This is a genomic window from Bradyrhizobium sp. IC3195 (assembly GCF_020193585.1).
GTDB classification, from domain to species: Bacteria; Pseudomonadota; Alphaproteobacteria; order Rhizobiales; family Xanthobacteraceae; genus Bradyrhizobium; species Bradyrhizobium yuanmingense.
On the sequence record NZ_JADYVG010000005.1, the window covers coordinates 1 to 13,974 of the forward strand.

The 13,974-nt window shown below is 65.7% G+C and carries 16 protein-coding genes; 1 reads left to right on the plus strand and 15 read right to left on the minus strand.

What is annotated here, in order from left to right; all coding sequences use genetic code 11:
* Window positions 1–211 precede the first annotated feature (211 nt).
* From I6F09_RS12660 to I6F09_RS12690, 7 genes are all read right to left on the minus strand, one after another.
* Window positions 212–859 (minus strand): pyroglutamyl-peptidase I, encoded by a 648-nt coding sequence (locus tag I6F09_RS12660; RefSeq protein WP_225149880.1) that lies wholly within the window; start codon window positions 857–859, stop codon window positions 212–214.
* Window positions 856–1,842, minus strand: a complete 987-nt coding sequence (gene meaB, locus I6F09_RS12665) for a methylmalonyl Co-A mutase-associated GTPase MeaB (RefSeq protein ID WP_225188195.1) — start codon at window positions 1,840–1,842, stop codon at window positions 856–858. Before meaB ends, I6F09_RS12660 begins: the two co-directional genes overlap by 4 nt.
* Before the next feature lie 27 nt (window positions 1,843–1,869).
* Entirely contained in the window at window positions 1,870–2,211 is a 342-nt protein-coding gene (locus tag I6F09_RS12670) for a DUF86 domain-containing protein (protein ID WP_074447491.1), read from the minus strand.
* Window positions 2,212–2,526 carry a nucleotidyltransferase domain-containing protein gene (locus I6F09_RS12675; protein ID WP_036006010.1) on the minus strand — a complete coding sequence of 105 codons (315 nt, stop codon included), beginning with the start codon at window positions 2,524–2,526 and terminating at the stop codon, window positions 2,212–2,214.
* Window positions 2,527–2,620: 94 nt separating this feature from the next.
* Window positions 2,621–4,132, minus strand: a complete 1,512-nt coding sequence (locus I6F09_RS12680) for a tripartite tricarboxylate transporter permease (RefSeq protein ID WP_036023147.1) — start codon at window positions 4,130–4,132, stop codon at window positions 2,621–2,623.
* 3 nt (window positions 4,133–4,135) lie between these two features.
* The gene (locus I6F09_RS12685) at window positions 4,136–4,627 is read right to left on the minus strand and encodes a tripartite tricarboxylate transporter TctB family protein (RefSeq protein WP_109144402.1); all 492 of its coding nucleotides are present in this window, start codon (window positions 4,625–4,627) and stop codon (window positions 4,136–4,138) included.
* 141 nt (window positions 4,628–4,768) lie between these two features.
* A complete protein-coding gene (locus I6F09_RS12690; protein ID WP_036006004.1) occupies window positions 4,769–5,761 on the minus strand; it encodes a tripartite tricarboxylate transporter substrate binding protein in 993 nt (330 codons plus the stop codon).
* 217 nt (window positions 5,762–5,978) lie between these two features.
* Here I6F09_RS12690 and I6F09_RS12695 point away from each other — a divergent pair, with 217 nt between their 5' ends.
* On the plus strand, window positions 5,979–6,458 hold the full coding sequence (locus tag I6F09_RS12695; protein ID WP_225188196.1) for an SRPBCC family protein: 480 nt from the start codon (window positions 5,979–5,981) through the stop codon (window positions 6,456–6,458).
* Between the two features lie 7 nt (window positions 6,459–6,465).
* Here I6F09_RS12695 and I6F09_RS12700 read toward each other — a convergent pair whose 3' ends face one another.
* From I6F09_RS12700 to folP, 8 genes are all read right to left on the minus strand, one after another.
* The gene (locus tag I6F09_RS12700) at window positions 6,466–7,245 is read right to left on the minus strand and encodes an RsiV family protein (protein ID WP_225188197.1); all 780 of its coding nucleotides are present in this window, start codon (window positions 7,243–7,245) and stop codon (window positions 6,466–6,468) included.
* A gap of 22 nt (window positions 7,246–7,267) precedes the next feature.
* Entirely contained in the window at window positions 7,268–7,564 is a 297-nt protein-coding gene (locus I6F09_RS12705) for a nucleotidyltransferase domain-containing protein (RefSeq protein ID WP_109144401.1), read from the minus strand.
* Between the two features lie 35 nt (window positions 7,565–7,599).
* Complete coding sequence (gene scpA, locus I6F09_RS12710; RefSeq protein ID WP_225133449.1) at window positions 7,600–9,756, minus strand: methylmalonyl-CoA mutase; 2,157 nt, start codon at window positions 9,754–9,756, stop codon at window positions 7,600–7,602.
* A gap of 23 nt (window positions 9,757–9,779) precedes the next feature.
* Complete coding sequence (locus I6F09_RS12715) at window positions 9,780–10,244, minus strand: GFA family protein (protein WP_057027174.1); 465 nt, start codon at window positions 10,242–10,244, stop codon at window positions 9,780–9,782.
* Window positions 10,241–12,112: a methylmalonyl-CoA mutase family protein gene (locus I6F09_RS12720; RefSeq protein WP_225188198.1), complete on the minus strand. Its 1,872-nt coding sequence runs from the start codon at window positions 12,110–12,112 to the stop codon at window positions 10,241–10,243. The genes I6F09_RS12715 and I6F09_RS12720 overlap by 4 nt, the downstream gene beginning before the upstream one ends.
* 81 nt (window positions 12,113–12,193) lie before the next feature.
* Entirely contained in the window at window positions 12,194–12,685 is a 492-nt protein-coding gene (gene folK / locus I6F09_RS12725; RefSeq protein ID WP_225188199.1) for a 2-amino-4-hydroxy-6-hydroxymethyldihydropteridine diphosphokinase, read from the minus strand.
* 1 nt (window position 12,686) lies between these two features.
* Window positions 12,687–13,055 carry a dihydroneopterin aldolase gene (gene folB / locus I6F09_RS12730; protein WP_036005989.1) on the minus strand — a complete coding sequence of 123 codons (369 nt, stop codon included), beginning with the start codon at window positions 13,053–13,055 and terminating at the stop codon, window positions 12,687–12,689.
* A complete protein-coding gene (gene folP, locus I6F09_RS12735; RefSeq protein ID WP_225188200.1) occupies window positions 13,052–13,912 on the minus strand; it encodes a dihydropteroate synthase in 861 nt (286 codons plus the stop codon). The genes folB and folP overlap by 4 nt, the downstream gene beginning before the upstream one ends.
* Window positions 13,913–13,974: the final 62 nt, after the last annotated feature.

A 13,974-nucleotide genomic window follows, 5' to 3' on the forward strand; every position in this document is an offset into this window, starting at 1 on the left:
CGCCAGGGCGCGGGTCCTACGTCGGTGCTCTAGGCACAGGTGGGCAAGGCGGCTCCCGGCGGATCGGCCCGGCGACCAGCCTACACCAACTGACTGGCCTCCGAACGCCAGAAGGGTACAGGGTGGGTTAGCCGAAGGCGTAACCCACCATGTCACCGCGAGTACGGAACCGTTGATGGAGATGAGGTGGATTACGCTTTGCTAATCCACCCTACGAAGCGCGCGCCTTGCGTGCCAACTGCACCATCTCCATCAGCATCGCTTCCCCCGCATCCACCAGTTCCTCCAGCGTGATGCGGGCTGCGCCCTTGCGGCGCACGCCGCCGCTGCGCGCGAGCAGCGGAATGTGGATGAACGCCGCAAGCCTGGGTCCGCCCGCCTTCACGCGCTCGATCGCGCGCCAGCTTAAGTAGTTGCAGAGATAGGCGCCGGCGTCGCGCGAGGGACGCGCGTCGATGCCGGTGAGTCGCGCGGCGCGCAGCAGCCTTGCGGTGTGCGGGCCGAACATCATCGCGTCGGCATGACCGGCGATACCGCGCTTGGTCGAGTGGGTGTTGGCGGCGTCGGGCCAGAGCATGGTGACGGCGTTGCGCGCCCGCGTCTCGATGCGCAGGTAAGGCGTGCGGGCGGCGAGGCCGAACATCAGCAGCGCGTCGGGCTTTTGCGCAGCGAGCACGTCGGGCAATTGCCGGTCGACCGCGGCATAGGTGACCGGGAAGATGTGGCTCGAGAGCACGACATCGTCGAGCGCGGGCCGGCGCAATTGCGCCAGCCGCGCCACCAGCGGCTGGGTCGGATTATGGGGCGCACCGGGAAACGGACCGAAGCCGGTGAGGAGAATGCGGAGCTTGTCGCTCATTGCAGCAACTCCAGCATCTGCTCGGCGGCGAGCGCCGGCGTAAGATGGCCATCGGCGACCTCGGCCTCGATCTTTCGGACCTTGCTCCGCACCGAGGCCTCGCTGCGCAGCCGTGCCAGCATGCGCTGCTCCAGCATCGACCACATCCACTTCACCTGCTGCTCGCGCCGCCGCGCGGCGAAATCGCCGGAGGCGTTCATCGCCTTGCGGTGATCCAGGATCTTCTGCCAGATCTTTGCGATGCCGTCGCCGGTCAGCGCCGAATAGGTCTCGACCGGCGGATGCCAATGCTCGGACCGCGGCGCCAGAATATGCAGCGCGCCGCGATAATCGGCCGCGGTGATCTTGGCGCGCTTTAAATTGTCGCCATCGGCCTTGTTGATCGCGATCATGTCGGCGAGCTCGACCAGGCCCTTCTTGATGCCCTGCAGCTCGTCGCCGCCGCCCGGCAGCATCAGGGCGAGGAAGAAGTCGGTCATGTCGCACACGGCGGTCTCGGACTGGCCGATGCCGACGGTTTCCACCAGCACGACGCCGAAGCCCGCGGCCTCGCACAACAGCATCGCCTCGCGCGTCTTCGCCGCGACACCGCCAAGCGTGCCCGAGGACGGCGAGGGTCGGATGAAGGCTGCATCGGAAGCTGACAGCCGCGCCATCCGCGTTTTGTCGCCGAGGATCGAGCCGCCGCTGCGCGCCGAGGACGGATCGACCGCGAGCACCGCGACCTTGTGGCCCTGCTCGATCAGATACGTACCCAGCGCATCGATCGTGGTCGACTTGCCGACGCCCGGCGATCCCGTGATGCCGACGCGAAACGCCTTGCCGGTGTCCGGCAGCAGCATCTGTACCAGCTCCCGCGCCAGCGCCTGATGGTCGGCGCGCCGGCTCTCCACCAGCGTGATCGTCCGGGCGAGGGCCGCACGACTGCCGGCGCGAAGGTCACGGGCGAGGGATTTGATGTCGGTGGATTTGGGACTGGTCATCATTGCTTATGGGCGTGCGAGTCCACGTCAACTGGACGGTCGCATGCGCCCTTCGACGAAAGATTTCATTGGAAAGAGATGATCTTGAACGATCGCCCATACAATCCCAACATCCGTTGCATGATAGGCGTGGCGCAAACGATTGCCGAAATTCACCATTGCTTGCCAATCTATGCTCGACGCATCTTTCTTCATCTCGTCGGGCAATCGCCGTGCGGCCTCGCAAATGACTTCCAAATAGCGTTCAGTGGCCATACGGCTGGTCTTGTCGGCGGTGAAGCGCGCGAAGTCATAGCCCGCAAGCAACGCCTCGATCTCGACAATGGCTTCGAGAATGTCTCGCAACCGGTCCTCGACGGTGGGCCGCATTCAGAACACCTCGACCAAATCGTCGGCGATGCGTTCCGCCATGCGGGGCTTTAGTAAGTTTCGCATCGATATTTGAGTTTCGAGGCCGATGTGATCCTCGATCAGTTTTACAGCCTTGAAGTAATCGAAACGTGGCTCTTGCCCATGCGGGGTCGTCTCGACCAGAACATCGAGGTCGCTGTCGGGGCGCGCGTCGCCGCGCGCTCGGGACCCAAACAGGAACAGGCGATTGATGCCCGCAGCCCTCAAGGCGGGAGCAAGCTCTCGGAGCTTTCCGACAATCGTCTGGAGTGGAATGTCTGCGACCTCGGTCATGGCCGGACATTAGCACAGGGCGAGGGCCCGGCCCAGCGATAGCAGGCCTGCTCGGCCTGCCCCGGCGGGGCAGGCGAGGCCCGCCCGCCCGATATCACCGGGTCGTTGCCGCGGCGGTCTGCGGCTGTTTCACCTTGCGCCAGATCCACACCATGACCGGCCAGAGCAGCGCGCCGATCGCCATCGCGGCGAGGATGGCCGCGACCGGACGCTCGAAGAACGGCAAGATGCTGCCGTCCGACTTGATCAGCGAGGTGACGAAGGCCTGCTCCACCATGGTGCCCATGACGATGCCGAGCACCATGGCGGCGACGGGATAGCCGTTCGTCTCCATGACATAGCCGATCACGCCGAAGGCGGCGACGGTGACGACGCCGAACATGTTGTTGCCGATCGCGAACGAGCCAACCGCGCAGCACAGCATGATGATCGGCATGATCGCCGAGCGCGGTGCCAGCAGGATGTAGGTGGCGACGCGGATCATCGCGATGCCGAGCGGGATCATGAGGATATTCGCGATGATGAACATCAGGTAGATCGCGTACATGCTCGACGCCTTCTCGGTGAACAGCGTCGGGCCGGGATTGAGGCCCTTCATGTAGAGCACGCCGATCGCGATCGCGGCGATGGTGTCGCCGGGGATGCCGAACAGCAGCGAAGGCACCCAGCCGGAGGCGATGCTGGCATTGTTGCTGGCGCCGGCCTCGACCAGGCCCTCGACATGGCCGGTGCCGAACTTTTCCGGCTCCTTGGAGAAGCGCTTCGACATCGCATAGGAGACCCAGGCGGCCATGTCGGCGCCGGCGCCGGGCAGCACACCGATGATGATGCCGACGATGTTCCCGCGCGTCATCTGCCAGCGATAGAGCTTGGTCAGCTTCCATTGGCCGGCCATGATGCTTCCGAATTTGCGCCGCGGCAGCGGCGGCGGTTCGGGCGTCAGCATCGCGCGCATCACCTGCGCCACCGCGAACACGCCGACGAGGGCCGGGATCGGCTCGATGCCGCCGAACAGATCGGTCAGGCCGAAGGTGAAGCGCGGGATGCCGCCGGGATTCTCGATGCCGATGCAGGCGACGAGCAGGCCGATGAACATGCCAGCGATCGCCTTCACGGGCGAGGAACGCGCCACCAGGGTGGCGCACATCAGGCCGAGCAGCGCCAACCAGAAATATTCGAAGGTCGAGAACGACAGCGCGATCTCGGCCAACGGCGGCGCCAGGATCATCAGCGACAGCACGCCGGCGATGCCGCCGACCGCGGAGAACCAGACGCCGGCCCCTAGCGCCAGCTCGGCCTGGCCCTTGCGCGTCATGGCGTAGGCTTCATCCGCGTAAGCCGCGGATGCGGGCGTGCCCGGGATACGCAGCAGCGCGCCGGGAATGTCGCCGGAGAAGATCGCCATCGAGGACGCCGCGACGATAGTCGCGATCGCCGCGATCGGTGACAGATAGAAGGTGACCGGGACGAGCAGGGCGGTCGCCATCGTCGCCGACAGGCCCGGCAGCGAGCCGATCACCAGCCCATACACGGAGGCTGCGAACATGGAGATGATGACCTCCCAGGTGGAGATCAGCGCGAACGCATCAATCAGGGTCTTCAACATCGATCACCAGGGCGTCGGCAGCAGGCCAACCGGTAGCGGCACGCGGAGCAGCTTGCCGAAGATGAGATGGATGGCGAATGGCGAGAGCATCGCGAGCGGCAGCGCCAGCTTCCACTTCGCCCCGAGCGCGGTCGAGGTCACGTAGACCATGATTGCCGCGGTGATGATGAATCCGAGCCGGTCGGCGGCAACAACGTAGAACAGCAGCAGCGCCGGCGGCAGCAGCGCGCGCAGGCCGTAGAGCTTGCCCTGCGGTGGCGGGGCAGCCGCCTGGCCGTCCTCGAACGGGACCAGCTCTTCCTCCTCCTCGAAGGAACGGCCGATACCGAACACGATCGCGAGCCCGCACAGTGCAAGGCCGCAGCCGATCACCAGCGGAAATACATTGGGGCCGACCGGCTGCCCCGGCACCGGCGGCAGAATGTAGCCGCCATAGGCGGCAGCCGCGCCGAGCGCGACGAGAAACGATCCCGTGACGGAGTCGGGAAGACGCATAGGGGGAGTCCTACAGGGGGTGCGCTCCCTCTCCCCGCTTGCGGGGAGAGGGTTGGGGTGAGGGGGAGTCTCCGCGGAGGAGGTGAGAGATGGACTTGCGGAGAGTTCCTCGCACCCCGATCAAGGCGTCGCAGGTGCGGATCACGCCTTGCTCAGGCCCGCGGCCTTCATCGCCTCGCCCATCTGGGCGTCGCCCTTGTCCATGAAGCCCGCGAAATGGGCCGCATCGCCCCACACGGTGCCGAAGCCGCGATTGCTCATGAAGTCCTTGAACTCGGCGGAGTCGTAGACCTTCTTCAGTGCCGCAGTGAGCTTGGTTGCGATCTCCGGCGGCAGATTTTTCGGCCCCGCAATGCCGCGCCAGGCGCCGGTTGCGTAGTCGATGCCCATGGCCTCCTTCAGCGTCGGCACGTCCTTGAACACCGGATTGCGCGCGGGCGCCATGATGGCAAGGCTCCTGGCCTTGCCGGCCTCGATGATGGCGCGCGCTTCCGGCACCGAGCAGGTGGTGAGGTCGACACCGCCGGCCGCGAGATCCTGCATTGCGGGTGCCGCGCCATTCGACGGCACCCAGGCGACCTGGTTGGCGGGCAGGCCCATCGCCTGCATCCAGCCGACCAGCGCCAGATGCCAGATGCCGCCCTGGCCGGTGCCGGAAGCCTTGAACTTCCCCGGAGGCGCCGCCTTGATCGCATCGGCGAGCTCCTTGACCGTCTTGTAGGGCGAGGAGGAGGAGACCTGGATGCCGGGCGGATCCTCGTTCATCAGCGCCAGCGGCGTGTAGCTCTTCGGCGTCAGGTCGGTGAGGCCCTGCCAGTGCATCATCGAGATTTCGACGGTCAGCATGCCGATGGTGTAGCCGTCGGGCTGCGCGGTCGCGATCGCGCTATGGCCGACCACGCCGGAGCCGCCGGTGCGGTTGACCACGTTGAAGGGCTGGCCGAGGTCTTTCTCCAGCAGCGCTGCGACGATGCGCGCGGTGGCATCGGTGCCGCCGCCGGCGCCCCAGGGCACGATCACGGTGACGGGCCGCGCCGGATAGGCTTGTGCGAGCGCGGGCTTGAAGCCAAAAGCGGCGGAGGCCGCGAGAGCGGCGGTGGAAGCCGCAAAGCTGCGGCGCGAAATCTTGGACATTTAATGCCTCCCAGCGGCGCCCGTGATGTCAGGCGCTCTTGTCAACTCCGGCATTCTAGTCGGCTTTACGTCGCCGCCGCAAGGTAGCGCTACCAACTGGAATCGCCATGTTGTGTGAAAGCAGACGGCCCGTCGAATGGCCGGTCGGAAATCGGGTGGGTTTTGTCCGCGCGCCTAGCCAACCTGTGCGCGCAACGAAACCAAAGGCAAGCCACCGATGACCCAAGCCTATTACAGCGCCGTGCTGGACCACCCGCTCGACGACGTCTGGTCCCTGATCCGCGATTTCAACAACTACCCCGCCTATATCGACGGCGTGAGCGAGAGCGAGATCGAAGACAACAGGCGCGGCGATGAAGTCGGCGCCGTCAGGCGCTTCTGCTATCTCGGAAACTGGATCCGCCAGCGCCTGGTCGATCACTCGGACCTGCAGCACAGCCTGACCTATGCCGGTCTCGAAGCGATACCCTATCCGCAAGACGACGACGGCCGGAGTCCGGCGCCGGCGCGATACCAAGGCACCATGCATCTGCGTCCGATCATCGAGGGCAACCGAACCTTCATCGAATGGTCGGTTGCGCTCGAAACTGAACCTGCGGACGCCGAGCGCTGGAAAGCGCTGTTTGCCTCCTGGATTCCCGATTGGACGGATTCGCTCGCGCGGACGCTGGCCCGAACCCGTCCGCGATCCCGTTAGCCTCAGCTCACGGCTCGTCCGCGTCGCCCTTGGGCCGCGCGCCGCCGAAGATGCGGGCGCCCTCCGATGTGAGGTAAGGCTTCAGCGTCTCCCACGGCACGAAAGCGACATACTCGCCCTCAGCGTAGGGGCCGACGGCATAGGGCGGATAGTGGAAGTTGAGGCCGGAACTCCTGCCGGCCTCGGTGGAGGGCGCGAGCGTCACCGCGCCGATCTTGAGGAGGCGCGGCTCCACGGACTTGAACCACTCGTCGGTCGCGGTCTCTCCGGCGCCGCGCTTCTTCTTCTCGTCCGTCAGCGAAGCGATGATGGCCTTCACCATCGCCTTCATGGTGGGGCCGCCATCGGCGGTCTCGGTGAAGAATGGACGGATCGAGATGCGCTTGTTGGCGGCCTTGTCCCACAGGATCGTGTTCACGTCCGAATTAGGATGGGCGCCGCGTGTGTTCATGTAGTCGTTGCGCAGGACGCTGACATAGCGGTCGGCAACCACGGAGCGGATTTCATATTTGCGCTCGAACTCCCAGCCGCCCTCCTTGAAGAACTGCGGCTCCGCTTTGCGCGCGGCAGCGGCTTCCGCGGCATTCTTGTCGAGCCACTTCTTGCCCTCCGCGAGGCAGTCCGCCGCCAGCGCCGCATCCGCCTTGATCCTGTCGCCGAGGAAGACGCGCGCTTCGATGCTCTTGGTCTTGACGATCGCATCGGGTTTGGGATCGGCGGCGTGGGCGGAAAACGCACATGTTGCGCTCAGCGCCAGGGCGACGCTCAAACCGGCGATGAACTTCAAGGTTAGTGCTCCTGCGTGAGCGTCAGAATATTTCGACAATATCGTCTGCGATCCGCTCCGCAAAGCGGGGAGAGATGGAGCGGCGAACAGTTGCCTGTGCTTGCAAGCCAGTCGCATCCTCGATGATGTGCTCGACATCGATCAAGTTGAGCAGGGAAAACGAGGTGTCCGGCTCGATCTCGACGAGCACGTCGATATCGCTATCAGGCCGATAATCGTTGCCGGCTCGCGAGCCGAAGATGGCAAGCTTTGCTACGCCCTTGCCTCGGATGGCATCCGCGTTCTTGCGTATCGCAGCGACGATTTCGTCACGCGTCATGGACACACCTGGCCGTCACACGGCCAGTCTATCATCTACTCCGCCGCCTCGCTATGCCCCAGCCGGGCGTTCAGCTTGCGGATCAGCTCCTCGGCGGCGTCCGCGATCACCGTGCCGGGCGGGAAGATCGCCTCGGCGCCGGCGGCATAGAGCGCATCGTAATCCTGCGGCGGCACCACGCCGCCGACGATGATCATGATGTCGTCGCGGCCCTGCTTCTTCAGTGCGGCTTTCAGCTCCGGCACAGCGGTCAGATGGGCGGCGGCCAGCGAGGAGACGCCGAGAATGTGCACGTCATTCTCGACCGCCTGCCGCGCGGCTTCGTCGGCGGTGGCAAACAGCGGCCCGATGTCGACGTCGAAGCCGATATCGGCGAACGCCGACGCGATCACCTTCTGGCCGCGGTCATGGCCGTCCTGGCCGATCTTGGCGACCAGGATGCGCGGGCGGCGGCCCTCGGCCTCCTCGAAGGCGTCGATCAGCGCCTGAACCTTTTCGACCTGGGTGCCCATGCTGGACGCCTCCCGCTTGTAAACGCCGGTGATGGATTTGATCTCGGCGCGGTGCCGGCCGAACACTTTCTCCATTGCGTCAGAAATTTCGCCAACGGTCGCCTTGGCGCGTGCCGCATCGATCGCGAGCGCCAGCAGATTGCCGTTGCCTTCGCCCGCCGAACGGGTGATCGCAGCGAGCGCGGCGTCGACGTCCTTCTGGTTACGCTCGGACTTCAGCCGCGTCAGCTTGTCGATCTGAAGCCGGCGGACATTGGTATTGTCGACCTTCAGGATCTCGATTTTGTCCTCGTCGGTCGGCTTGTACTTGTTGACGCCGATCACCGCCTGCTTGCCGGCGTCGATCCGCGCCTGCGTCTTGGCCGAGGCCTCCTCGATGCGCAGCTTCGGCACGCCCGCTTCGATCGCCTTCGCCATGCCGCCAAGCTCCTCGACCTCCTGGATGTGGCCCCAGGCCTTGGCGGCGAGGTCGCGCGTGAGCCGCTCCACATAATACGAGCCGCCCCAGGGATCGATGATGCGGGTGGTGCCGCTCTCCTGCTGCAGGAACAGCTGGGTGTTGCGGGCGATGCGCGCCGAGAAATCGGTCGGCAGCGCCAAGGCCTCGTCGAGCGCGTTGGTGTGGAGCGATTGGGTGTGGCCTTGGGTGGCCGCCATCGCTTCCACCGTCGTGCGCATCACGTTGTTGAAGACGTCCTGCGCGGTCAGCGACCATCCCGAGGTCTGGCTGTGCGTGCGCAGCGACAGTGAGCGCGGGTCTTTCGGATTGAACGGCTTGAGCAGCTTCGCCCAAAGCAGGCGCGCCGCGCGCAGCTTGGCAACCTCCATGAAGAAGTTCATCCCGATCGCCCAAAAGAACGACAGCCGCGGCGCGAAGCGGTCGACGTCGAGCCCTGCGGCAAGGCCGGCGCGCAAATATTCGACGCCGTCAGCCAGCGTATAGGCGAGCTCGAGATCCTGCGTCGCGCCGGCCTCCTGCATGTGATAGCCGGAGATCGAGATCGAATTGTACTTCGGCATCTTTTGAGAGGTGTAGGCGAAGATGTCCGAGATGATCCGCATCGAGGGCGCCGGCGGATAGATGTAGGTGTTGCGCACCATGAACTCTTTCAGAATGTCGTTCTGAATGGTGCCCGACAGCTTCTCCGGCGGCACGCCCTGTTCCTCGGCGGCGGCGACATAGAGCGCGAGGATTGGCAGCACCGCGCCGTTCATGGTCATGGACACGCTCATCTGGTCGAGCGGAATCCCTGCAAACAGCGTGCGCATGTCGTAGATGGAATCGATGGCAACGCCGGCCATGCCGACATCGCCGCCGACGCGCGGATGATCCGAGTCATAGCCGCGATGGGTGGCAAGATCGAACGCGACCGAGAGGCCCTTTTGCCCCGCCGCGAGATTGCGGCGATAGAACGCGTTGGAATCCTCCGCCGTGGAGAAGCCGGCATATTGCCTGACCGTCCAGGGCTGGTTGACATACATGGTCGGGTAGGGGCCGCGCAGATACGGCGCGATGCCCGGATAGGTCTCGAGGAAATCGAGCCCGGTCAGATCAGCCTCGCCATAAGCGGGCTTCACCAGGATGCCCTCCGGTGTCAGCCACGGCTCGGCGCTGCCAGTGGGCGCGGCGGTTGCGGTCCGCTCGAAGGCGACGTCGGCGAAATTCGGAATGCGGCTCATGGCTTCAACCATTTCATAAGCGCTCAATCATGATCCGGATGCTGATGGCTGACGATGGTCGCCATCTTCTCCGGTCCGTAGTTCTGTTGCGTGGTCTGGCTCGGCAGATTGGCGATGCCGACCACCCAGCCGAGGCGGGATTCGATGCCGAACTGCCGCGTCGGCACGACCCGGTCAGGGCGATCGAAGGTACCGGTCATGATCTCGATGCGATCGCCGTCGATGCGGCCGAAGCTCAGCGGCGTGCCGCAGGCGGCGCAATAGCCGCGATCGGCGATCGAGGAGGAGCGGAAGAACGACGGCTTGCCCTTGGTCCAGGCGAAATCGGTCTTGTTGATGTCGGCCAAAGAGGCGAACGGCGCGCCGCTCGCCTTCTGGCACATCCGGCAGTGGCAGATCGAAATCCTGGTCGGCGCCGTCATGACCGCAAATCGCACGGCGCCGCATTGGCAGCCGCCGGTGAGAACGGGTTTGCTGGTGTCGGTCATCGCTGTTCCATCCGTCGGTAGGCGTCCTGCAGTGCCGCAAGCGCATCGCCTCCGGCGAAGACAAAGCCCGTGACGCCGGCGGCTCGCAGCGCCGCCTCGGCCTCGGCCGGCCTGCCTGCCAGGTAGATATGTCGCCCGCCGGCCAATTGCAGGGCCTTTGCCGCGGCTTCGGCGTGTTCCGCATAGACCTTGTCGCTGGAACACAGACAGGCCAGCTCGGTGCCGGAGGCCTTGAAGGCCGCGGCCAGCTTCGCCGGATCGGCAAAGCCCTCGCTGTCAATGGCCTCAATGCCGCCCGCCTCGAAGAAGCTCTTCGCGAACGTCGCGCGCGCGGTGAAATCGGCGGGCGTGCCGAGATTGGCCAGGAACACCTTTGGCCGTGCGCCCCGCGCCTTCAAACTCGCGTCGGATTTGTCGCGCAGCGCCTCGAACGGTTCCGCGAGACGGATCGGAGGCAGCGCCTCAAACTTGTAGGTCTGTTCGCCGTAGGGTGGAAGCGCGATCGGCGCTGCCTTCAGGACAGTGGCTTCGCTCTCGTGCAGGTTCGGAAACTCGCTGGCGCCGGTCAGTATGTCCCGGCGCTTCGCGATATTGGCCTCGCGCGCCTTGCGCGTGGCCGCGACCTTGCTTTGGAACACACCCTGCTGAAGCGCCGCGAACGCGCCACCGGCGCTCTCGCTCTCCTGGAACAGGGCCCACGCGGCATCGCACAGCTGCGCCGTCAGAGTCTCGATGCCACCAGCCCCCGCCGCGGGATCGCTGACCTTGGCGAGGTTGCTCTCCTCCAGCAGCAGAAGCTGCGTGTTGCGCGCCACGCGCCGCGCGAACGGATCAGGCAGGCCGAGCGCCAGCGTATGCGGCAGCACGGTGATGGCGTTGGCACCCGCCAGTCCCGCGGCGAACGCCGCCATGGTCGCGCGCAGCATGTTCACGTAGGGATCGCGCTGCGTCAGCATGCGCCAGGCGGTATCGGCGGCGATGAACAGCGGTTTCGGCGTCAGGCCGCAAGCGCTCCCGATGCGCGCCCATAACAGCCGCAGCGCGCGGAACTTGGCCATGGTCAGGAATTGGTCGGCATCAGCGGCGAGCCGCGCATAGACCATGCCCTGCGCGGTCTCCAGCGGAATGCCCGCACCTTCGATCGCGCGCAGGTAAGCGATGCCGCAGGCCAGCACGAAAGCGAGCTCCTGCACCTCCGAGCCGCCGGCATCATGGACCACGCGGCCGTCGGCGGAGGCGAACGGCCCCTTGAAGCCGAGCCCGGCGAGGCCCTTGATGGCGCCCGTAATCACGGGGGCAATTTCGTCCCAGGTATAGGGGCTGTGGCCCCACACCGCGCCCGCCGCGAGCGGATCCAGCCCGAAGCGGATGTTGCAGGTGCCGGGATCGAGGCCGTTGCTCTTCACATATTCCGCGACATGGATCGCGGCCATCCGCGATTGCGGTCCGATCTCGAGCTCGATGCCGATGCCGGCGTCGAGGTGAATGTCTTTCAGGATCTTTGCCACCGCCTCGGCCGACGGTTCCAGGCCGAAACCGCGCGCGCCATTGGCGCCGGCGAACACCAGCGCAAGCCCGGTCGCACCGTTCTCCAGATCCTGCAGCGCCTGCGCATTCGCGAGCGCCGCATCGGGATGGTCGATCCGCTGCACGACCTGCCACGGCGCAGCCGGCGGCCGGCCCATCACCGGCGCAATGCCCTTCGCGCGCGGATAGAGCGGTTCGATCTTGATGCCGTCATAGGTCTTGCCGACCAGCTTTTCGAACGGCGCGCCCTTCAGCACGCTGTCGACCAGCTTGCGCCAGTCCTCAGGCGTGGCCTTGGGAAAATCCGCCGCCAGCGGCAGGTCGTCAGTCACGGAGGTCATGCGGCGCGGGGCTCCCGAACGTCTTGTTATTCGCAGGCGAAATTGCCATGGCGGTCCGTTCCTGCAAACGGTTGTTTTTGGTTAACCGGTATCCGGAAGCCGCTCAATGCCTTGCGCCGAGACGCTGGCGAGCCCGTCACGCACACGAATGCCCGAGATCACGCGGTCAGATGCGATTTCGGCCAGCGGCACCAGCACGAAGGCGCGCTCGAACAGGCGCGGATGCGGCAGCGTCAGGTCGGGCTTCCGCAAGGAGACATCGTCATAGGCGATCATGTCGAGATCGAGCGTGCGCGGGCCCCAGCGCCGCGCCTTGGTTCGCGTGCGGCCGAACTTCTGCTCGACTTTCTGCAGCACGAACAATAGCGCATGCGGATCGAGGCTGGTCTCGATCTCGATGCAGGCGTTGATGAAGGGATCCTGGTCCTCGTCGCCCCAGGGCGGGGTCGTATAGTCGGACGAGCGCGCGATCAGCGCCGCCTGTGCCATGCCGCAGATATGAGCGATCGCCTTCTTGAACGTCGCGCGGACATCGCCGACATTGCCGCCGAGTGCGATCAGCACGCTCGCCATGCTAGGGATGCCGCGAGCGCGTCAGCACGATGCCGACATCGTCGAAGATCGCGGCGATCGGCGCGTGCGGCTTGTGCACGGTGACCTTCACGGCGCGGATGCGCGGAAAGTGCGACAGGATGGCATCGGCCACCGCGCCGGCCGCGCGCTCCAGGAGTTTGTAATTGGTGTTCTTGAACGCCGCCGTCGTCGTCGCCACGACATCGGCGTAGGACACCGTGTCCGCGAGCCGGTCGCTGCGCGCAGGCTCCGACAGGTCGGTATAGAGCTCGAGATCGATGACGAAACGCTGGCCGACCTCGGTTTCGTGATCCATCACGCCGTGGCGGGCATGGATCGACAGGCCGGTGACGAAGATCGTGTCGGTCATTGCTTGCTCTCGATGGCCTGCGCCACCCGCAGGGCCTGCAGGGTTTCGGCGACGTCGTGGGTCCGGATGATCTTGGCGCCGCGCTGCGCGGCGATCAGATGCGCCGCGATCGAGCCGGCGAGCCGCTCCGATGGCTCCGACGGCGACACCGAGGCGATGAAGCGTTTGCGCGAGGCGCCGACCAGGATCGGCAGGCCGAACATGTCGAGCTCGCGCAAGCGCGCCAGCGCGGTCATGCTCTGCTCGGCGGTCTTGCCGAAGCCGATCCCGGGATCGAGCACGATTTTTTCGCGCGCGATACCTGCCTTCGCGGCAATATCGAGCGACCGCAGGAAGAATGTCTTGATGTCAGCGACGATGTCGATGGCGGGATCGACGCTGTCGCGGTTGTGCATGACGATGACCGGAACGCCTCTGGCGGCGATCAGCGGTGCCATGCCGGCGTCGCGCTGCAGGCCCCAGACGTCGTTGGCGATCGCCGCGCCCTGGTCGAGCGCGAAGGCCACCACCTCCGCCTTCATGCTGTCGATCGAGACAGGCACACCGAGCGCCACGACGTCCGAGAGCACCGGCTTCAGCCGCGCGAGCTCTTCCGCCGCCGTGACCGACCGGGCGCCCTTGTAGGGCCGGGTGGATTCGGCGCCGATATCGATGATGTCGACGCCGGCGGCGACCATCGCCCGCGCCCGCTCCAGCGCGCGCGCCGGCGCGATGAACTCGCCGCCGTCGGAGAAGGAATCCGGGGTGATGTTGAGCACGCCCATCACCGCAGGAAGCCGCCGGCCCACGAGCGTCCGCAGCACGTCGATCCCGGCCGAGCCGGCCGGCGGGACGGAAGGGGAGGGCGAGGCATTCATGCGCGTGGCATTGCGCTGTCGGGCAGGGGGAGTCAAGACGGGATTGGGGCCATTCGCGGCCA

Excerpts from the sequence above, each read along its gene's own strand:
- folK (WP_225188199.1), bottom strand. The coding sequence starts at position 12,685 with ATGGCGAGCGTGCTGATCGCACTCGGCGGCAATGTCGGCGATGTCCGC.
- scpA (WP_225133449.1), bottom strand. The coding sequence starts at position 9,756 with ATGAGCCGCATTCCGAATTTCGCCGACGTCGCCTTCGAGCGGACCGCA.
- I6F09_RS12685 (WP_109144402.1), bottom strand. The coding sequence starts at position 4,627 with ATGCGTCTTCCCGACTCCGTCACGGGATCGTTTCTCGTCGCGCTCGGC.
- I6F09_RS12680 (WP_036023147.1), bottom strand. The coding sequence starts at position 4,132 with ATGTTGAAGACCCTGATTGATGCGTTCGCGCTGATCTCCACCTGGGAG.
- folB (WP_036005989.1), bottom strand. The coding sequence starts at position 13,055 with ATGACCGACACGATCTTCGTCACCGGCCTGTCGATCCATGCCCGCCAC.
- I6F09_RS12695 (WP_225188196.1), top strand. The coding sequence starts at position 5,979 with ATGACCCAAGCCTATTACAGCGCCGTGCTGGACCACCCGCTCGACGAC.
- folP (WP_225188200.1), bottom strand. The coding sequence starts at position 13,912 with ATGAATGCCTCGCCCTCCCCTTCCGTCCCGCCGGCCGGCTCGGCCGGG.
- I6F09_RS12705 (WP_109144401.1), bottom strand. The coding sequence starts at position 7,564 with ATGACGCGTGACGAAATCGTCGCTGCGATACGCAAGAACGCGGATGCC.
- I6F09_RS12675 (WP_036006010.1), bottom strand. The coding sequence starts at position 2,526 with ATGACCGAGGTCGCAGACATTCCACTCCAGACGATTGTCGGAAAGCTC.
- meaB (WP_225188195.1), bottom strand. The coding sequence starts at position 1,842 with ATGACCAGTCCCAAATCCACCGACATCAAATCCCTCGCCCGTGACCTT.
- I6F09_RS12715 (WP_057027174.1), bottom strand. The coding sequence starts at position 10,244 with ATGACCGACACCAGCAAACCCGTTCTCACCGGCGGCTGCCAATGCGGC.
- I6F09_RS12720 (WP_225188198.1), bottom strand. The coding sequence starts at position 12,112 with ATGACCTCCGTGACTGACGACCTGCCGCTGGCGGCGGATTTTCCCAAG.
- I6F09_RS12670 (WP_074447491.1), bottom strand. The coding sequence starts at position 2,211 with ATGCGGCCCACCGTCGAGGACCGGTTGCGAGACATTCTCGAAGCCATT.
- I6F09_RS12690 (WP_036006004.1), bottom strand. The coding sequence starts at position 5,761 with ATGTCCAAGATTTCGCGCCGCAGCTTTGCGGCTTCCACCGCCGCTCTC.
- I6F09_RS12660 (WP_225149880.1), bottom strand. The coding sequence starts at position 859 with ATGAGCGACAAGCTCCGCATTCTCCTCACCGGCTTCGGTCCGTTTCCC.